This is a genomic window from Mesorhizobium sp. B1-1-6, assembly GCF_006443035.1.
Classification (GTDB): Bacteria; Pseudomonadota; Alphaproteobacteria; order Rhizobiales; family Rhizobiaceae; genus Mesorhizobium.
On record NZ_VFWR01000021.1, the window covers coordinates 10,962 to 29,093 of the forward strand.

An 18,132-nucleotide genomic window follows, 5' to 3' on the forward strand; every position below is an offset into this window, starting at 1 on the left:
CAGGTCGCGCCTGCAAGATGCGCTTTTCGGCGCCATAAATCAGACAATTGACGAAGAGGGCAGCGCCCCTAGTTTCTCCCGCACGAACGCGTCCGCGGCGCCGGTAACGGCCGGGGCGGCAGCGTTTCAGCGTACCGCCATGAGGGAGAGCAGATCTTGAAACGCTTCTGGCTGGGCGTTCTTCCCATCATCATTGTCTGCGGCGCCGGATTTTTCGCCTATGCCTGGAAGCCGGCGATCGATCCTGTCGAGCCGCCGCAACGATCGTCGTTCGATCCGGCGTTGATCGAGAAAGGCGCTGTACTGGCCTCCGTCGGCAATTGCACCTCCTGCCACACCAGGCCCGGTGAAAAGTCCTATGCCGGCGGGCTCGCCGTGCCGACGCCGTTCGGCACCATCTATTCGACCAACATCACGCCAGATCCGCAGACCGGTATCGGCCGCTGGTCGCAGGCAGCCTTCGACCGCGCCATGCGCGAAGGCGTCGACCGCGAGGGCAGGCATCTCTACCCGGCCTTCCCGTTCGATCATTTCACGCGTGTCTCCGATGAGGACGACCGCGCGCTCTACGCCTATCTGATGACGCGCCAGCCAGTGAACAACCGGCCGCCTCCGAACGAGCTGCCTTTCCCGCTCGATATGCGCCTCGTGCTGGCCGGTTGGAAGCTGCTGTTCTTCGACAGGGGCGCCTATCAAAACGATACGTCGCAAAGCGCGCAGTGGAACCGCGGCGCCTATCTGGTCGATGGGCTCGGCCATTGCGGCGCCTGCCATACGCCGCGCAATCGGTTCGGCGCGGAAGAGAAGGGGTCGCACATGGCCGGCGGCGAGGCGGAAGGCTGGACGGCCTTTGCGCTCGACGGCACTTCACCGGCGCCGATACCGTGGACGCATGACAGCCTGTTTGCCTATCTCAGGCAAGGCTGGCATGCCGACCACGGCGTCGCCAATGGCCCGATGGGCGAAGTGACGGGCAATCTCGGCCGGCTTCCCGATGCCGACATCGACGCCATGGCCACTTACGTCATGTCGCTCATGGGCGAACCATCCGCCGAACGGACGGCCGCCGCGCGGGCCATCCGTGGCCGCGCCGCGGCCGACCCGGCGTCGACCGCCGGCGTGGCGCCGACATCCGCCGATACGCCGGCGGCGCGTGGAGCCGTCATCTACCAGGCGGCATGCGCCACCTGCCACGACGGCAGCCGTCCGCCGCCTTTTGGCGGTATCAATTTCCATCTGTCGAGCGCGGTCAACGCGTCAGATCCGCAGAACGTCATCAACACGGTGCTGTTTGGCCTGCCGGCGGCGAGTGGGCGCCCGAGCGCCATCATGCCGGGATTCGCAGCGACGCTAAAGGACGATCAGGTGAATGATCTGCTGGCCTATCTGCGCGATGCTTTCGCCGGCAAGCCGGCCTGGCAGGATGCGGCCGCCAGGATCGCCGACACCAGGAGCGGAAAATACCAGGTCAGCGTCCGGCCCTCGGACGGCATCGAGCGCGGCCCGGACAATGTAGGAGCGAAGGACAGATGATCAAACTCAACGTCAACGGCATCTCCCACGACGTCGACATCGATCCCGCGACGCCGCTGCTTTATGTGCTGCGCAACGATTTGAAGCTGAACGGCGCCAAGTTCGGCTGCGGCCTTGGCCAATGCGGCGCCTGCACGGTGATGGTCGACGGCAAGCCCGTCTTCTCCTGCCTGACGCCAGCGATGCTGGTGGAAGGCCGCGAGGTCAAGACCGTCGAGGGCTTGGGCACGATCGAGAACCCGGGTCCGATGCAGAAAGCGTTCATCGAGGAGCAGGCGGCGCAATGCGGCTATTGCATCGCCGGCATGATGATGCGGGCGCAGGCGCTGCTCGAGGCCAAACCCGATGCCGGTGACGCCGATATCAGGCAGGCGCTGGAACCTAACCTCTGCCGCTGTGGCACGCATATGCGCATCCTGCGGGCAGTGAGCCGCGCGCGCGACCTGATGAAATCGAAATCGGCCGGCCTGGCACCGGCCGCGGCCGCGGGGAGGGCATGATGAACGCGCCAACCTTTCCCGACCTGACACGACGCGGCTTTCTCGCCGGGACCGGCGCGCTGGTCGTGTCCTTCACCATTCCCGTGCAGGCTCAGGAGGCCGCGCCCACGGCGCAGACGCCCGCGACGCCGGCGCCGGCCAAGAAACTGCCGGGCAGCCTTGCCGATGCGCCCTCGCTCGACGCCTGGATCAGGTTGGATGCCGACGGTTCGATCACCGTCTTCACTGGCAAGGCCGAACTCGGTCAAGGCACCAGGACGTCGCTACGCCAGATCGCCGCCGAAGAACTGGAGGTCGAGCCGGCTTCCATCAAGCTCATCACCGCCGACACCGCGCTGACGCCGAACGAGGGCTATACCGCCGGCAGCCAGACGATCCAGAACAGCGGCACCGCCATACGCTACGCCTCGGCGCAGGTGCGCCAGATCCTGGTCGCCAAGGCCAGCGAGAAGCTCGGCGTTCTGGCCGACCAGCTCAAGGCGGCAAGCGGCAGGATCACCGGGCCGGATGGGAAGTCCGTGGGCTATGGCGAACTGGTGGTGGCGGATTTGCTGCATGTGGACGCATCGGCCGACACAGCGCTGAAATCGCCGGACAGCTATCACGCGATCGGCAAGCCGTTTGCCCGCGTCGATATTCCGGCAAAGGTAACGGGCGGCGAGGCCTATGTTCAGGACATGCGGCTTCCCGGCATGGTGCATGCCCGCGTCGTTCGCCCACCAAGCTATTCGGCCAAGCTCGTCAGCGTCGACGAGGCCGCCATCAAGACGATGCCGGGCGTGCTGGCGGTGATCCGCGACGGCGACTTCCTGGCCGTGGTGGCCAGGCAGGAATTCCAGGCGGTCCAGGCCATGCGCGCCATGGCCGCCAAGGCGAAGTGGCAGGAGCAGCCGGCCTTGCCGGACCAGGACAATATCCCCGCCTTCCTCGAACGCTCGGTCGCCGAGGTCGGCACCGTGACCTCGGTCGGCGCGGACACGGCAGCCGGCGCAAAGACGCTGCAGGCGCAGTTCACCCGCGCCTACCAGATGCACGGGTCGATCGGCCCCTCGGCTGCCGTTGCCCTGTCGGACAAGGGTCTCATCACGGTGTGGACGCACACTCAAGGCGTTTATCCAGACCGCAAGGCGATCGCCGAGATGCTCGGCGTCGGACCGGAAAAGGTGCGCTGCATCCACACCGAGGGATCAGGCTGCTACGGCCACAATGGCGCCGACGACGCGGCGGCCGACGCCGCGCTGATCGCACAGGCGCTACCCGGCACGCCGGTGCGCGTGCAGTGGATGCGCGATCAGGAGCATTTGTGGGAGCCTTATGGCCCTGGCATGCTGACGCGCGCCAGCGCAACGCTGGACGCCAGCGGCAAGATCGTCAACTGGCACTATGACCTGTGGAGCAACAGTCACGGCACCCGGCCGGGAACCGCAGGTTCGCTGATCGCCGGCCGGCTGATGGCGAAAAATTTCCCGCCCGATCCGGCCAAGCTGCAGATCTCGCCGCTCGGCAATGGCGACCGCAATGCCATCCCGCTCTACGACGTGCCGAACCAGCGGGTGAACTGGCATTTCGTCGCCGACATGCCGGTGCGCGTCTCGTCGCTGCGCGGCCTCGGCGCCTACTGCAACGTCTTCTCGATCGAAAGCTTCATGGACGAGCTGGCCCTCGCGACCGGCGCCGACCCGGTGGAATACCGGTTGAGGCACATGACGGATCCGCGCGCCAGGAAGGTGATCGAGGTTGCGGCGCAAAAATTCGGCTGGAGCAATGATCCTATGCCGGAGGGCCGCGGCCGGGGGTTCGCTTTCGCCAAGTACAAGAACCACGCCGCCTATCTCGCAATCGCGCTTGAAGCGGAGGTCGATCGCGACAGCGGCGCCATCGCCATCTCGCATGTGGTCTCGGCGGTCGACTGCGGCGAAGCGGTGGCGCCGGATTCGATCGTCAACCAGACCGAAGGCGGTATTCTGCAGTCGCTGAGCTGGACGCTTTACGAGGCCGTCCATTTCGACGACACCCGCATCCTGAGCGCGGATTGGTCGGCCTATCCGATCCTGCGCTTCAGCGCCGTTCCGGACAGCGTGGAAGTGCATGTCGTCGACAATCCCGGCACGCCCTATCTCGGCGTCGCGGAAGCAGCGCAGGGCCCGACAGCCGGCGCGATCGCCAACGCCTTCCGCCATGCGGCGGGAAAACGCATCTATGACCTGCCCTACACGCGCGAGCGCGTGAAAGCGGTGTTGGGCGTCTAGTTCGAAGCGTGCGCTCGACAAGGATCGGATTGCGCGGCGCTTCCACGGCCGGCGGCGCTACACCGCATTGGTCAGCCGCACGAACTCCTCGACATCGAGCGTCTCGGCGCGCCGGGTCGGGTCGATCCCGGCGCGTTCGAGCAGGGCTTCGCCGCCGAGGCTCTTAACGCTCTGCCGCAGCATCTTTCGGCGCTGGCCGAAGGCGGCTTCCGTGACGCGGCCGAGTTTTTTCACGTCGGCATGTAGCGGTGTCACACGCGGCTCGAGATGCACGACGGAAGAGGTCACCTTGGGGGGCGGTGTGAACGCCTGGGACGGCACGTCGAACGCTATCCTGGCCTGCGTGCGCCACCCCGCCAGCACGCCGAGCCTGCCATAGGCCTCGCTGCCAGGCGCGGCGACGATACGCTGGGCCACCTCACGCTGGAACATCAGGGTCATCGAGGCATAGAAGGGAGGCCAATCCGCGACGGTCAGCCAGCGGACCAGCAGTTCCGTGCCGATATTGTAGGGCAGGTTGGCCACGATCCTGACCGGACCGCCGTCTCCGGCGGTCGCGGCAAGCGTCGGGAAGTCGATCTTCAGAGCGTCGCCGGAAACGACCTCCAGCCGTCCGGGATAATGGGCCGATATCTCGGCGAGGGCCGCCAGGCAGCGTTCGTCGCGCTCGATGGCGACGACCTTGCGCGCGCCGTTGAAAAGCAGGGCCCTTGTCAACCCGCCAGGGCCGGGGCCGACCTCGATTACGGTCGTCTCCGCCAGGCTGCCGGCGGCGCGCGCTATCTTGCCGGTCAGGTTGAGGTCGAACAGAAAATTCTGGCCCAGTGCCTTCTTTGCCTGCAAACCGTGGCGCTCGATGACCTCGCGCAGCGGCGGCAGCCCATCCATGCTCATGAGTTGAGCCTCATTGCGTGACAAACTTGGCGTCGGTGTCGGCCAGCTGCCGTGCAAGCCGCAGCGCCGCCATCAGGCTGTCGGGCCGGGCGATGCCCTTGCCGGCGATATCGAAGGCGGTGCCGTGGTCGGGCGACGTGCGGATGAAGGGCAGGCCGAGCGTGACGTTGACCGCTTCGTCGAAGGCCAGCGCCTTGGCCGGTATCAGCGCCTGGTCGTGATACATGCACAGCGCCACGTCGTAGCCGGCCCGGGCCCGGGCATGGAACAAGGTATCCGCGGGCAACGGCCCGAACGCGTCGATGCCTTCGGCTCGCAGGATCTCGATCGCCGGTCGGATGATGCGCTGGTCCTCCTGGCCCATGGAGCCATCCTCGCCCGCATGCGGATTGAGGCCGGCGATGGCGAGCCGTGGGTTGGCGATGCCAAAGCGGTCCCTGAGGTCGGCGGCGGTGACCCGCGTCGTGGCGAGGATCAGGTCGGTGGTCAGCGCCTTCGGCACTTCGGCCAGCGCGATGTGAATGGTGACGGGAACGGTGCGCAGGTCGGGGCCTGCCAGCATCATCACCGGCATCGCTTCCACGCCGCTGTGCCGCGCCGCCAGATACGCCAGATATTCGGTGTGGCCGGGAAAGCGGAAGCCGGCGTCGTAGAGCGGCTTCTTGGCGATCGGGCACGTGACGACGGCCGCGGCGTCGCCGGCGAGGCTAGCGGCCACCGCCCGATCGATCGCTTCGATGATGCCCGCCGCATTGGCCGGGTCCGGCTGGCCGGGGCTGTCGATGAAGCGGGCAGCCAGCGTAACGACCGGCAGTGCGTGGCCAAAGACCTCGGTTGCCTGCGCTGGCGTCGTTTCCTCGATAGGCAGCGAAACGCCGAGGCGGCGCGCCCGCGAGGCGATCAGCGCGGGATCGGCGAGGAGATAGAAGGGCGGAAGGGCCGCGGCGGTACGCGCCAGAAACGCGGCAATCGCGATTTCCGGCCCGATGCCGGAAGGATCGCCGACGCTCAACGCCAGCGCGCGCATCGCCCTGTCCACCTCAGCGCTTGACGATGCGGGCTTTTGCCTTCAGCTCGTCGACATATTTCTTGCTGAGATCGTCGGCCGCCTTGTCGTTGGAGCCTTCGCTCTGGAACACCATCTGGGCGACCTTGTCGTCCGACACCTCGCGCGACGAACAGATGCCGATGAACTCGACACCGCGCTCCGTTTGGCGGGTAGGCGTGGCGCCGCCAACCTTGGTGGCCTTGATCTGCTCGGCCCAGTCCGGCGGCAGTTGCGGCGCCAGCACCCGGCCGAGATCGCGAACCGTGACGTCGATCAGGCCCTTGGCGAACTGCCGCGTCGTGTTGCAGCCATTGAAGCGGGCACGCATGGCGTCGGCTTCGCGCTTGCGCTTGCCCAGCGTCGCGCTGCGTTCGGCCGCTGGCACGACGAAGATGACCTGCTGGAGCATGTATTCAGTGGCGCTCGGCTTGGAGCCGCCCTTGTCGAGCATGCGCCTGACCGCGTCCTGCTCGGTCACGCTGCCGCCCTCGCCGGAACGGTACCGCGCGCTCAAGGCCTGATTCCAGGCCATCTGGGCGCGGATGAACTCCTTGAAATGGCCCTTGCTGACGCCGGACTTTTCCATGACGCCGTCGAGCTGGCTGAGCTGCATCTTGTTGCTCGAGGCAAAGCGCTGGTACGCGGCCTCGACCTGCGCGTCGCTGATGTGAATCCCAAGCCGTCTGGCTTCGGCCATGCGCAAGGTCTGATCGATCATTTCCTGGCCGGCGTCGCCCTTCTTGCGCTGCAGCTTGAGGAAGGCGGCGCGATGCGCGATGTCGCCGCTGGTGATCGGTATGTCGTTGACGACGTACTTGATCTCGCTGGCGAAAGCCGGCGGCGTGATGACGGTCATCGACACGGATGTCGCCACCACAAGCAGCGCCAACCCTGCTGAAAAGAGGTATTTCCTCATCGCAAACATCCCAATTCTATCCCGGTCCCGCCCAACTTCATCCTTCTTCGGGGTTTGTGAAGTCCCTGCCAGCCCTATGCGGCGAAACGATGTCGCGGACTACTGGGTGGTGTCGAAGGCGCTGCTCGACGATCCGAAATCGCCGAGGGTGCGGAACGACAGGTTGAAGCCGACACTCTGCGTCACCTCCCTGGTGTGCAGGTCGCGCGACTGCGAGTACGTCATCAGATAGGTGAAGCAGGAATCATTGTAGGCGAAACCGACCCCGTCCTTGACCAGCAGGCTTTCCTCGAGGTCATAGGTTCCCGTCCCGAACACGCGCCAGTTCTCGGCAAGATGCGTGGACGCGCCGAGCGTGACCTCGTGGCGGTCGGTGGTGAAACCATAGAGCGGCTGAGCCTGGATGAAGGCGTATTTGGCGCTCAGCGACACCGGTAGGCCGGAATAGGCGGCCTTTACCTCGGCGCGGCGAACCTCGAAGCTCTGCTCGTCGAAACGGCCGCTGACCGAGGCGGCGAACCCGTTCGGGCTGCTGACGCCAAACAGGCCGACATAGTCCGACTTGGTGTTTTCGAGGCCCGAATAGGCGCCGACATTGACCAGGTCCGGCGCGTCGAAGGAGTTCTCGCCGCCGATCTGGTAGGACTGGCCGAAGATGGCGTTGGTGCCCCAGCCGTTGATGTAGGAACCGGAATAGCGAAGGCCCACATTGGCGCGCGAGCCGCCTTCGATGCGGTCATAGCCGGAGAACTTGTCGCGCTCGAACAGGGTGCTCGCGTCGAAAACCATGCTCTGCGCATCTTCGTTCGGGACGGCAAGGCCGCCGACATATTGTTCGTTCGGGCGCAGGAAGACCTGCGCCATCGGCTCGAACACATGACTGGAGCCGCTGGCCATCGAAAACAGCAGCGGCCAGCTCATCTCGAGTCCGGCGGTTGCCATATAGCGGGCGAAAGACGAGCGCATGTCATCCTGCTCGCCCAAATTCGTCGCCATCTGGTTGACGGCTGCGAGTGAAGCTGATGACGCGTTGACATAGTCGACGTCGCCCTGCAGCGCCAGCAAGGGTGTCAGCACCAACCCGTCATCGGTGACAAATGACCGCTTCCATTCGGCTTGGGCGGTGAGCCGGCCGGATTCGCCCTCGATGCCGCGCACACGTTGGGTGCCTGAAGGGGGGAAGTAGGGAGTGAAATAGGTCTCGTCGAGGTCATCGCGGCGGATGACGCGCGAATTGACGTTGAACGACAGCTGGCCGCCTGCGACCGATGTATCCGGAATGTAGGCATAGTCAAGCGAGGGCAGCACCCAGGGCTGCTGGCCGCTTCGCGCAGCGATGCTGCTGTCGAGCGTGTTTTCCTGCACCTCGAAATGCATGGCGCGCAGGTCGAAATAATTACGGCCGTCGAGCCCCGTCAGGTAAACCGACGACTGGTGAACGTACCCGTTGTATTTGTCGATGGCGTAGGTATTCGAGAAGTTCTTGTCGGTCTGCAGCAGCACGTCCCAGCCGAAATTCCAGCGCGAATTGATGGCGAACTGGCCTTGTGTGCCCATCATGCCGCGGAATTTGTTGGGATCGCCAGCCTTGCCCGAATCGATATTGCGGCCGGCGGCGTCGATGAAGGCGTCGGGGTCTCGCTGCTGAATCCCCGCGATCTTCAGGCTGTATTCGCCATTGTTGAAGCGCTGGCGCCACTCGGCCTCACCGAGAAAGCCCTGCTTGGTAAAGCCGGTGCCGGTGACGGTCAGGTCGTAGGTCGGCGAGAGCGCGAAATAATAGGGGACCTTCACCCCCACGCCCAGATCGCTTTTGAAGACGATGCCGGGGATCAGGAAGCCGCTCTTGCGCTTCACCGTCGGGTCGGCGATCTCGAACGCCGGCAGGTAGGCTAGCGGGAAGCCGAAGAATTCGAAATTCGCGTTCTCGAAGCGGACCGTCTTCTTTTCGCCGTTCCAGATGATCTTCCTGGCCTTCACACGCCAGGTCGGCGCCTTGTCGGGCTTGTCCTCGCACGGTTCGCAGGCAGTGTAGACGCCATTGTGGAAGGTGGTCAGCACGCCGCCCATGCGTTCGGCGCTTTCGGCGGCGAAATAGGCCTTGTCGATGGTTTCGACGCGGAGCGCGTTGACGAAACCGTCGGCGAAGTCGTCGGTGATGTCGATATGATCCGAATTGATCTTGGTGCCGTCGCTGTTGATCACCTCGACATTGCCGCTTGCGACCATGCGCTTGGTGTTGCGGTTGTACTCGACCTTCTGCGCGACAAGTCGGTTGCCGCCATAGTCGATCTGCACGCCGCCGACGGCGGTCACGGTCTGATTGTCGTTGTTATAGACCAGCGTATCGGCCGCCAGCAGCATCTGCGAGCCGGACGGCACCTTGGTCGCCATGTCGCCGACATCCTGCGCGATCGCAGGCAGCGGAACCGCGCATGCAAACAGGCATGCCAAGGCGGTCGCCGCATAAAGGCGCGCCAAACCGGCCTGCCTGTTACTGGGCAAAAAGGCCTCCCTCACTAGCCGTCTTCCTTGTATAGCAGGAAAGTCACCCCGAAGAACATAGCTACCACGACCGGCACCCAGGCAGCTACGACAGTCGGCACGAACCCCGCCACGCCGAATGCCTTCACCAGCACCGAAACGACATAAAGCAGAAACCCGGCAACGACGCCACCCAGAATCATCGTTGCCGATTGCCCCATCCTCGCAAATCGCATTGAAACTGTTGCCGCAATTAGCGTCATAGCGACGAGCAGGAACGGCAACGCCACCAGCGAATCGAACTGCATGGCAAAGGCATTTGCCTTGAGGCCGAAGGAACGGGCAACCTCGATTTTTCCCGGCAGATCGTAGAATGGAATGGTCTCCGGGCGCGCCAGCCGCTCCTGCACGAATTCGGGCTTCAGATTGGTCGGCACGCGATCGTTTGCCGCAGGCTGGATGGTGCCGTTCCTGAAGGTCTTGACGTCCTGCAATTCCCAGTAGCCGTCCCGCAGGTAGGCGCGCGCGGCATCCTTGCGCTCGACGATATCGCCTTGCGGGTCGAGGATGAAAAAGACAGCGTCAGCCATCTCCAGGCCCTGGTTGAGGATGGCGCGCGCTCCGATGATGGTGTCTCCGGAGCTGGTTTTCTGCCGGATCCAGGGCGCGGCGTCGGCCGACACCGTATTCGACTTGCCCGAGCGCAACTGGGTTTCGATCTGTTCGGACCAGGAGAAGGCGTGCGCTGCGAGCGGGTTGATGAGACCGACCGACAGGACGCCGAACAACAGCGCTCCGATGCAGCACGGCAAAAGGAACTGCCAGGCCGAAACGCCGGCTGAGCGCGCTATGACCAGTTCATACCTGCGGTTGAGCGAGACCAGCGTCGCCATCGCCGAGAAGAGACCGACAAACGGCACGGTCTGCAGCATGATCATCGGCATCCTGAGTCCGGAAATGGCCAGCGCCGTTCCATAGGTGAAGCCGGGCAGGCCGGTCGTGCGGCCGGAAAGCTCGGTGAAATCGATCAGGAACACCAGCGCAAGCAGGCCGATGAAGAACCACACGGTGATCGTGACATAGCGGAAGAAGAAGTAGCGTCCCAGCGTCCAGCCCATCAGCTGACCCCCTGGCCCGAGGCGCTGCGCCTGGACAGGCGCAGCTTGACGGCATTCCAGGCGTCAGCCATCCGGCTGGCGAGATTCGTCAGCCAATCTGCCCAGGCCACTGGCAGTTCCATCGTCCGGTTGGATGCGATGAACCAAATTGCCACCGCCGACGACACGATGGGCACGCCGTAGACCATATACGCATATTGCGGGACCTCGTCGGCCTTGCTGGCGGCGAAGAAGCCCAGCCAGCGCACGAACAGCGATATCGCGATGGCCGTGATCAGCGGATTGACGCGCGCCTCGCGATGCGAGCGTGCGTCTCCGGCGACCGCGAGTGCGATCAAGGCGAAAACCATGGAATAGAGCCATTCCGAGAACCGCTGGTCGACCTCCGCCCGGTATTCGTTCGGGCGCTGCTGGTAGACCTTGTCGTTGGCACTCGGGTTGAGCAGGTACTGGGTCGTCTGGTCTTTTGGCATCAGCGTCACCTCCGACGCTGCCGCCATGAAGGCCGACATGTCGAAGGCATAGGAGGTGAAGCGGATGACCGAGAGGTCGCCGGTCAGTGTCTTTCGATGGATGACGCCGTCATTCATCATCAGCACCTTTTCGCCGCCGCGTTCGATGATGCTGCCCGTCTTGGCATAGTAGACGAGGTTGACGCCTTCCTCGCGCGAATCCGCGACGAAGATGCCGCCCAGCCGGTTGTCGGGAAGCCGCTCGCCTATCTGCAGGAACAGCCCATCATCGATCTTGCGGAATGTGCCCTCCTGGATGATCAGCGACAGAAGATCCGCGCGTGACTCCGCCACCAGCATCCGGTTCTTCTGGCGCGCGTAAGGGTCGATGCCGTTGTCGACGGCGAAGGAAAAGACGCTGGCCGCGGCCGCGAGAATCATGATCGGCCGCACGATGGTCCAGCGCGAGGCGCCCGCTGCGTTGACGACGGCGAGCTCCGAATCCGAATTCATGACGCTGAGCGTCTGGGCAACCGCCACCACGAGCGCGAAGGGCACCACGATCGGAATGATCGAGGGAAGAATGAGGGCCGCAACCTCGAAGAAGGTCAGCGCCGACTGGCCGCTGTCGGTGACGAGGTCGATCTTGGCCAGCACCTGCGTCGTCCAGACAATGGCCAGCGTCCAGGCCAGCGCTGCAATAAAGACCACGAAAGCGCGGCGCATGATGTAGCGTTCAACGACCTTCATGAAGGCTTTTCTCAATTTTCTCGAACGGCATCATGCCACCGGATAAGGGTAGCCGTCCGGTGACGCCCGCACAACTGGCTGCGTCGGGCTCTGTCAGGCAGACGATCCGGTTCCCGTCCCACATCGCGCGCCAAGTTGGGCCGGAGTGTCGGCGGGATTGGATAAGAAAGGGCGAACATCGATGGTTAACAACAGGTTGCGGCCAAAAAGCGGAGCCGTGCCGCGACGAATCGCCGTCGATTCATGTGCCATATGGGGAGCCCGTTTGGCAAAGTCTTGCCAAATGCCGGAAAACGACCAAATGTCGCGGATCGCTTCCAACCGCTTCGCGCGAGCCGCGCATTCCCCGAAAGCAGGACATGATGAACCAGAGACCCTCGATCGCCTTCGCAAAATTCGCCGCGCCGCAGACCGCCGCGAACAGGAAGGGGACGGTCTTCGTGCTGGCGGCGGATGATGGCGGCCTGAGCGAAACCGCCGCGGCGTATGATCCCGGCAAGACGCTGGAACGGGCCTTCCCTGTGGCCGAATTCACGGCCAAGTTCGCCAGCGTGGTGGAAGTGCTGACGCCACAGGCAAGCTCGCTCGACAGGCTGGTCGCGATCGGCGCCGGCAAGGTATCCGGGCTCGACGAATACGCCTGGACGAAGCTTGGAGGCACCATCGCGGGGTCGCTACGCAAGGCGACGGACGTGGCGGTGGTGCTCGACGTGGTCGGCGCCTCGTCAAGCGGTGCGCAGACGGCCAGCCTTGCCGCGGGTATTCTTCTGCGCAGCTATTCCTTCGATAAGTACAAGACCAGGAAAGACAAGGACGATGGCCAAGGCGACAAGGCCGAGCCGAAAAAGCCGGCCAAGATAACCATCCACACCGCCGATCCGGCGGGCGCGAAGAAGGCCTTCGCCGAGACTGAGGCTGTGATCGACGGCGTGCTTTTGGCGCGTGACCTCGTCAACGAGCCGGCAAACGTCCTGGGACCGGTCGAGTTTGCCGCCCGCGCCAAGGAACTGGAGGCCCTCGGCGTCAAGGTCGAGATCCTGGCCGAGAAGGAAATGAAGAAACTCGGCATGGGGTCGCTGCTCGGCGTCGCACAAGGCTCGCCGCGCGGCGCCCGCATGGCCGTCATGCAGTGGAACGGCGGCAAGGCCAAGGACAACCCCGTCGCGTTCATCGGCAAGGGCGTCACCTTCGACACCGGCGGCAATTCGATGAAACCGGCATCCGGCATGGAGGACATGAAGGGCGACATGGGCGGCGCCGCGGCGGTGACCGGACTGATGCATGCGCTCGCCGCCCGCAAGGCGAAGGCCAATGTCGTCGGCATCATCGGGCTGGTGGAAAACGCCGTCGACGGCCATGCGCAGCGTCCCGGCGACATCGTTACCTCGATGTCGGGCCAGACCATCGAGGTGCTCAACACCGATGCGGAGGGGCGCCTGGTGCTGGCCGACGCGCTCTGGTACTGCAATGACCGCTTTCAGCCGAAGTTCATGGTCAATCTGGCGACGTTGACCGGCGCGATCATGGTCGCGCTCGGCCAGCACTATGCCGGCCTGTTCTCCAACAATGACGAACTGGCGGAACGCCTGGCGACAGCCGGGCAGTCGACGCAGGAGCGGCTGTGGCGCATGCCGCTCGGTCCTGAATATGACAAGCTGATCGATTCCAAGAATGCCGATATGAAGAACATCGGCGGCCGCTATGGCGGCGCCATCATCGCCGCGCAGTTCTTGCAGCGCTTCGTCAAGGACACGCCCTGGGCCCATCTCGACATCGCAGGCACCGCCATGGGGGCGCTGTCGAACGAAATCAACCAGTCCTGGGGTTCCGGCTTTGGCGTGCGGCTGCTCGACCGGCTCGTGCGCGACCACTACGAGAGCTGATCGGGACCCATGGCCGACGTGCTGTTTTATCACCTGACTGAATCGACGCTGGAGGATGCGCTGCCCGGCCTCCTTGAGCGCAGCGTCGATCGCGGCTGGCGCGCCGTGGTGCAGACCGGCACCGAGGAGCGGCGCGACGCGCTCGACCAGCATCTGTGGACGTTCCGTGACGATTCTTTCCTCGCGCACGCCACCGACCGCGAAGCCCATCCCGCCGAGCAGCCGATCCTTTTGACCACCGGCGAAGCCAACCCGAACGCGGCGCAGATACGCTTTCTGGTGGACGGAGCGGCGCCGCCTGACCTTGGCGGCTACGAGCGCGCCGTATTCCTGTTCGACGGTCACGATGCCGCCCAGGTCGAGGCCGCCCGCGGGCACTGGAAGACGATGAAAGACGCCGGCCACGCGGTGACCTACTGGCAGCAGACGCCCGACCGCCGCTGGGAACGCAAGGCTTGAGGGACGTCAGCGGCGGCTGATCACTGCCTTGTTGATAATGTGGATCGCGATCATCGAGCCGGAAGAAACCTGTCGCTCGTCACATGAGCAGCCTTACTTCTTCACTTGCGGATGGATCGTCTCCCCGCGCTTGAGCATCTCGACAAAAGTCTCGATCTTCTTCCTGCGCCCGGCTTCGGTCTTCATGTTGTGGATACGGAAGGCGAGCGCGAAGCGGTTCTGCGCGCTGAGTTTTTCGAGCATTTGCCGAGCCTCTGGCTCGGCATCGATCGCGGCCTGCAGGTCATCGGGAATTTTCATGTCCTTGCCGCTGGCATAGGCACGCGCCCAGCGGCCATCGGCCTTGGCGGCTTCGACCTCGGCGAGCCCATGCCGCGTCATCCGGCCGTCGTCGATCAGCCGGGCGACATTGTCGATGTTGATCTGGCTCCAGATGCTTTTCTTCGTCCTCGGCGTGTAACGCTGCAGGAAGCTCTTGTCGTCGAGCCCCTTGCGCACCGCGTCGATCCAGCCCCAGCACAGCACGACCTCGATCGCCTCCTTTGCCGAGATCGACTTCAGTCCCGAGCCGGTCTTGTGGATTTTGATCCAGACCTCGGTTTCCCTGTCATGATGTTCACCGAGCCAAGTATAAAAGCTCTCGGCGTCCTCGAATTCGTGCACCTTGTCGGGGTCGACCTTGACCGGCGCCATTTGCGGCCTCGTCCATGCTTTGCGATTGCACTTTCAATGCGGCATTTCCCGCTGGATGACAATCGAAGGCGAAGATGACGGCTGTCGGATGAGGGCAGTTCTGCGGTGGCCCGCAGGCGCGGACCACCGCGGGTGTCGTTTCACTGCCCGCCCATTTCCTTCTTGAACGTGTCGAAATCGACCTGCATGCCATTGAAGATGGTGCTCCAATGGCGGGTCAGCGCCGCCATCGCCACCGCCTCCTGGATTTCCTCATCGGTAGCGCCGGCGCGCTTGGCGTTTTGCGTGTCCGACCAGATGCAGTAGTTGCACGGGATCTGCGCCGCCACTGCCAGCGAGATCAATGACTTTACCTTTGGCGGCAGCGCCGTCTTGTCGCTGAGTTCGATGGCCTTGACCTCGGCCCAGGCGCCGGGCAGACCGGCTTTGGGAAGTTGCTTCACAAAGCTCGGCACGCCGCCCATGGTCGACTGGATGTCCTTTATGGTTGCATCGTAGTCGTCGGCATAGGCAGGGGCCGCGGCGAGGACGCAGGCCAGGGCGGTTAGAGCCAACGCACGATGGAGGGACGAATGCACGGATTTGGCAATGCGATGGTGTGACATGTTTTCCTCCTCTGGTCTTTGTTAGCCTTACTGTGTAAGGTGAAGTGAAAAATGAACCTTACGCTGTAAGTTGTCAAGCGCGGCCATGGACTCATCGATCAAAAAAAAGCGAGCACGCGGACGGCTGTCCCGCGAGATGATCGAGAATGCCGCTTTCGAGGTGATCGAGAAGGAGGGCCTTTCCGGTTTTTCGATGCGCAAGCTCGCCGCCGTGCTCGGCTGCGAGGCGATGAGCATTTATCATCACTTCCCCTCGCAAGCGCACCTCTATGAGGCGTTGGTCGATCGCCAGGTCAGCGGGATGGTTATCCCCGACGACAGCATGCCGTGGCGCGACAGGATTCGGATGGTCATGCATCAGTTTCGCCGTGTTGCGAGGGAGCACCCGGCCTTTGCGCCATTCCTTGTCGTCTACCGGATGAATTCGCCGCCTTGCCTTGCGATGCTGAACGGCGTCATCGGCCTGTTCGAGGCTGGCGGTTTCGGCCCGGAACTCAGCGCCAGGCTGTTTCGCACCGCCAGCTATTATCTCATGGGCGCGATCCTCGACGAGACCGCGGGCTACGCCAAGGGCCCGTCGGCGGTGACCACCGTCGACGACGAGCAACTGGCGAAGGATTTCCCCAGTGTCATGGCGGCCGGGACCTATTTCGGCACCGGCGGTTTCGACAAGACATTCGAACTCGGCCTTGACATGCTATTGGACGAAATGGAGCGCCTGCGCGACAGCGCCAATGCAGCCTAATTGTCCGGCAACGTCCGATTACAAGGTGATTCCCTGAATGCGCTTTCTGTTCCTGTTGATCCTGCTCGCCGGCATCGGCGTCGGCGCCATCTATCCATGGGCGATGACCAATTTCTCCGGTCACCAGATCGGCAGCTGGCGGGTCTATGAGGGCGGCCGCTTCAGGCAGGTCACAGTGCCGCTTGCCGCGCGCGATGCGCCGGTCAGGGTGCTGGTCGACTTGACCGCGAGGGCCGAGCGCATCGTTTCGCAGCAGCGCACGGTGCTGACGCTGACAGCCGCCTCCGGCGGCCGCACGGTGCTTGCCTCGACGCTTCAGTTCAATCATTCCGACAATCCGCGTCAGGCGAGCCCGCAACTGCCCGACAAGATCTTCCGCGATGAGGCTGGCGTGATCCGGACCGTCGGCCCCGGCCCCTATGTCTTCACCGTCGGTCCCGGCGACGCTGACGACATCCCGATACGCGCGGTCGATCTTGTCTTGCGCTCCGGTGTGGGCGAGACCGACAGCCGTGCGCGACCGGTTGGCTTCGCGCTGATGGCGATCGGCTTGATCGGCTTCCTGCTGTCCTTGCGTTCTGCCGGCGGCCGGCCGCAAAATCCGAATTCACAGCCACCGCCGCCACGTTGGGGCAGGGGTTCCACATGAACTATCGCCACGCCTATCACGCCGGAAATTTTGCCGACGTCCTCAAGCACGTCGTGCTGACGCGGCTGCTTGAATACCTGAAGCAGAAGGACAAGGCGTTCCGCGTCATCGACACTCATGCAGGCATCGGCCGCTACGATCTGTCCTCGCCCGAGGCGCAGAAGACCGGCGAATGGCAAGGCGGCATCGGCCGGCTGGTCGATGCCGCGCCCGAAGCCCAGGCCGCAATGCTGCTCGCGCCCTATCTCGACGCGGTGCGTGCGTGCAACGCAGACGGTCCATTGAAAAAATATCCGGGCTCGCCGCTGGTCGCGCGGCACCTTCTGCGTAAGCAGGACCGGCTATCGGCGATCGAGCTGCACCCGAAGGATGTCGCGAAGCTGAAGACGGAATTCGCCGGCGATTTCCAGACAAGGGTGATCGAGCTCGACGGCTGGCTGGCGCTCGGCGCACACCTGCCGCCGAAGGAAAAGCGCGGACTGGTGCTGATCGATCCGCCATTCGAGGAAGAGGGCGAGTTCGGCCGCCTCGTCGACGGGCTGGCGAAGGCGCACAAGCGCTGGCCGGGCGGCATCTATGCGCTGTGGTATCCGATCAAGGACCGCAAGGCGGTGATTGGCTTCCGCAAGGCGCTGAAGGAAACCGGCGTTCCGAAATTGCTCGACATCGAATTCGAAATCCGGCCCGCGTCGCAAGAGCCCAGCCTCGACGGCAGCGGCCTGGTCGTGGCCAACCCGCCTTTCACGCTGGAAGGTGAATTGCGCATTCTCCTGCCGGCCCTGCACAAATTGCTGGTCTTGGAAAAGCCGGCCCACTGGACGCTGAACTGGCTGGCAGGGGAGTAGCAGCGGGATGCAGGCTGCGAGCGGCGTCCTTACAAATGCGCCAAGACAAACAGTTAAAGCGGGTCTGCGGCCGGCCCGGCTCCGCTCTGCTGGAATTGGTGGCCGGCTTCTGCCTCGCCATCGGCGCCGCGGTGCCCTATGCCGCCGGCGCGCTCATCCTGTTCACGGTGGCGGCGAACCTGCTCGTCCTGCCCTTCTGGCGCCATCACGGGCCGCAAAGACAGGCGCTGAGGTCCGCCTTCCTGGTCAACATCGCCGTTATCGGCGGGCTGCTGCTGGCGGCGCGCCCCGGCTGATGGCCGGCGGCCA

Annotated in this window: 17 protein-coding genes; 9 read left to right on the top strand and 8 right to left on the bottom strand. The window is 64.0% G+C overall.

Annotated elements, in window-relative coordinates; genetic code table 11:
- Positions 1-156: 156 nt before the first annotated feature.
- From FJ979_RS29330 to FJ979_RS29340, 3 genes are read left to right on the top strand one after another with little or no spacing between them, the layout of a single operon-like run.
- Positions 157-1,533, top strand: a complete 1,377-nt coding sequence (locus tag FJ979_RS29330; RefSeq protein ID WP_140584449.1) for a c-type cytochrome — start codon at positions 157-159, stop codon at positions 1,531-1,533.
- Positions 1,530-2,033, top strand: coding sequence for a (2Fe-2S)-binding protein (locus tag FJ979_RS29335; RefSeq protein ID WP_140584450.1), 504 nt, complete (start codon positions 1,530-1,532; stop codon positions 2,031-2,033). The genes FJ979_RS29330 and FJ979_RS29335 overlap by 4 nt, the downstream gene beginning before the upstream one ends.
- Positions 2,033-4,282 (top strand): molybdopterin cofactor-binding domain-containing protein, encoded by a 2,250-nt coding sequence (locus FJ979_RS29340; RefSeq protein ID WP_140584451.1) that lies wholly within the window; start codon positions 2,033-2,035, stop codon positions 4,280-4,282. The genes FJ979_RS29335 and FJ979_RS29340 overlap by 1 nt, the downstream gene beginning before the upstream one ends.
- A 57-nt stretch (positions 4,283-4,339) precedes the next feature.
- Here the strand turns inward: FJ979_RS29340 and rsmA are convergent, their stop codons facing one another.
- From rsmA to lptF, 6 genes are all read right to left on the bottom strand, one after another.
- A complete protein-coding gene (gene rsmA, locus FJ979_RS29345; protein WP_140584452.1) occupies positions 4,340-5,176 on the bottom strand; it encodes a 16S rRNA (adenine(1518)-N(6)/adenine(1519)-N(6))-dimethyltransferase RsmA in 837 nt (278 codons plus the stop codon).
- A gap of 10 nt (positions 5,177-5,186) precedes the next feature.
- Entirely contained in the window at positions 5,187-6,203 is a 1,017-nt protein-coding gene (pdxA, locus tag FJ979_RS29350) for a 4-hydroxythreonine-4-phosphate dehydrogenase PdxA (protein WP_181181820.1), read from the bottom strand.
- Positions 6,204-6,216: 13 nt separating this feature from the next.
- On the bottom strand, positions 6,217-7,149 hold the full coding sequence (locus FJ979_RS29355) for a peptidylprolyl isomerase (protein WP_181165136.1): 933 nt from the start codon (positions 7,147-7,149) through the stop codon (positions 6,217-6,219).
- Positions 7,150-7,239: 90 nt separating this feature from the next.
- A complete protein-coding gene (locus FJ979_RS29360) occupies positions 7,240-9,660 on the bottom strand; it encodes an LPS-assembly protein LptD (RefSeq protein WP_181168497.1) in 2,421 nt (806 codons plus the stop codon).
- On the bottom strand, positions 9,660-10,745 hold the full coding sequence (gene lptG, locus FJ979_RS29365) for an LPS export ABC transporter permease LptG (protein WP_181165175.1): 1,086 nt from the start codon (positions 10,743-10,745) through the stop codon (positions 9,660-9,662). Before lptG ends, FJ979_RS29360 begins: the two co-directional genes overlap by 1 nt.
- On the bottom strand, positions 10,742-11,944 hold the full coding sequence (gene lptF / locus FJ979_RS29370) for an LPS export ABC transporter permease LptF (protein ID WP_140517856.1): 1,203 nt from the start codon (positions 11,942-11,944) through the stop codon (positions 10,742-10,744). Before lptF ends, lptG begins: the two co-directional genes overlap by 4 nt.
- Positions 11,945-12,306: 362 nt before the next feature.
- Between lptF and FJ979_RS29375 the strand changes: the two genes are divergently transcribed.
- Together FJ979_RS29375 and FJ979_RS29380 are read left to right on the top strand one after the other, a co-directional pair.
- The gene (locus tag FJ979_RS29375) at positions 12,307-13,827 is read left to right on the top strand and encodes a leucyl aminopeptidase (protein WP_140584455.1); all 1,521 of its coding nucleotides are present in this window, start codon (positions 12,307-12,309) and stop codon (positions 13,825-13,827) included.
- Positions 13,828-13,836: 9 nt separating this feature from the next.
- Positions 13,837-14,286 (top strand): DNA polymerase III subunit chi, encoded by a 450-nt coding sequence (locus FJ979_RS29380; protein ID WP_140517858.1) that lies wholly within the window; start codon positions 13,837-13,839, stop codon positions 14,284-14,286.
- Positions 14,287-14,379: 93 nt separating this feature from the next.
- On the opposite strand, the gene FJ979_RS29385 is transcribed toward FJ979_RS29380, so the two are convergent.
- Positions 14,380-14,979 (bottom strand): YdeI/OmpD-associated family protein, encoded by a 600-nt coding sequence (locus FJ979_RS29385; RefSeq protein WP_140517859.1) that lies wholly within the window; start codon positions 14,977-14,979, stop codon positions 14,380-14,382.
- A gap of 140 nt (positions 14,980-15,119) precedes the next feature.
- The gene (locus tag FJ979_RS29390; protein WP_140555737.1) at positions 15,120-15,584 is read right to left on the bottom strand and encodes a carboxymuconolactone decarboxylase family protein; all 465 of its coding nucleotides are present in this window, start codon (positions 15,582-15,584) and stop codon (positions 15,120-15,122) included.
- 136 nt (positions 15,585-15,720) lie between these two features.
- On the opposite strand from FJ979_RS29390, the gene FJ979_RS29395 reads away from it, so the two are divergent.
- Genes FJ979_RS29395 through FJ979_RS29410 form a run of 4 tightly spaced genes read left to right on the top strand, consistent with a single transcriptional unit; the run spans position 15,721 to position 18,119 of the window.
- A complete protein-coding gene (locus tag FJ979_RS29395) occupies positions 15,721-16,329 on the top strand; it encodes a TetR/AcrR family transcriptional regulator (RefSeq protein ID WP_246679385.1) in 609 nt (202 codons plus the stop codon).
- 37 nt (positions 16,330-16,366) lie between these two features.
- Entirely contained in the window at positions 16,367-16,978 is a 612-nt protein-coding gene (locus tag FJ979_RS29400) for a hypothetical protein (protein ID WP_140555734.1), read from the top strand.
- Entirely contained in the window at positions 16,975-17,823 is an 849-nt protein-coding gene (locus tag FJ979_RS29405) for a 23S rRNA (adenine(2030)-N(6))-methyltransferase RlmJ (protein WP_140584457.1), read from the top strand. Before FJ979_RS29400 ends, FJ979_RS29405 begins: the two co-directional genes overlap by 4 nt.
- A gap of 35 nt (positions 17,824-17,858) precedes the next feature.
- Positions 17,859-18,119, top strand: coding sequence for a DoxX family protein (locus FJ979_RS29410; protein ID WP_181168496.1), 261 nt, complete (start codon positions 17,859-17,861; stop codon positions 18,117-18,119).
- Positions 18,120-18,132 lie beyond the last annotated feature (13 nt).

Bases quoted from the DNA above. Each gene is read 5' to 3' on its own strand.
- FJ979_RS29340 (WP_140584451.1), top strand. From the start codon at position 2,033: ATGAACGCGCCAACCTTTCCCGACCTGACACGACGCGGCTTTCTCGCC.
- FJ979_RS29400 (WP_140555734.1), top strand. From the start codon at position 16,367: ATGCGCTTTCTGTTCCTGTTGATCCTGCTCGCCGGCATCGGCGTCGGC.
- rsmA (WP_140584452.1), bottom strand. From the start codon at position 5,176: ATGAGCATGGATGGGCTGCCGCCGCTGCGCGAGGTCATCGAGCGCCAC.
- FJ979_RS29410 (WP_181168496.1), top strand. From the start codon at position 17,859: ATGCGCCAAGACAAACAGTTAAAGCGGGTCTGCGGCCGGCCCGGCTCC.
- FJ979_RS29335 (WP_140584450.1), top strand. From the start codon at position 1,530: ATGATCAAACTCAACGTCAACGGCATCTCCCACGACGTCGACATCGAT.
- FJ979_RS29375 (WP_140584455.1), top strand. From the start codon at position 12,307: ATGAACCAGAGACCCTCGATCGCCTTCGCAAAATTCGCCGCGCCGCAG.
- FJ979_RS29385 (WP_140517859.1), bottom strand. From the start codon at position 14,979: ATGGCGCCGGTCAAGGTCGACCCCGACAAGGTGCACGAATTCGAGGAC.
- pdxA (WP_181181820.1), bottom strand. From the start codon at position 6,203: ATGCGCGCGCTGGCGTTGAGCGTCGGCGATCCTTCCGGCATCGGGCCG.
- lptF (WP_140517856.1), bottom strand. From the start codon at position 11,944: ATGAAGGTCGTTGAACGCTACATCATGCGCCGCGCTTTCGTGGTCTTT.
- FJ979_RS29390 (WP_140555737.1), bottom strand. From the start codon at position 15,584: ATGTCACACCATCGCATTGCCAAATCCGTGCATTCGTCCCTCCATCGT.
- FJ979_RS29405 (WP_140584457.1), top strand. From the start codon at position 16,975: ATGAACTATCGCCACGCCTATCACGCCGGAAATTTTGCCGACGTCCTC.
- FJ979_RS29355 (WP_181165136.1), bottom strand. From the start codon at position 7,149: ATGTTTGCGATGAGGAAATACCTCTTTTCAGCAGGGTTGGCGCTGCTT.
- FJ979_RS29380 (WP_140517858.1), top strand. From the start codon at position 13,837: ATGGCCGACGTGCTGTTTTATCACCTGACTGAATCGACGCTGGAGGAT.
- FJ979_RS29395 (WP_246679385.1), top strand. From the start codon at position 15,721: ATGATCGAGAATGCCGCTTTCGAGGTGATCGAGAAGGAGGGCCTTTCC.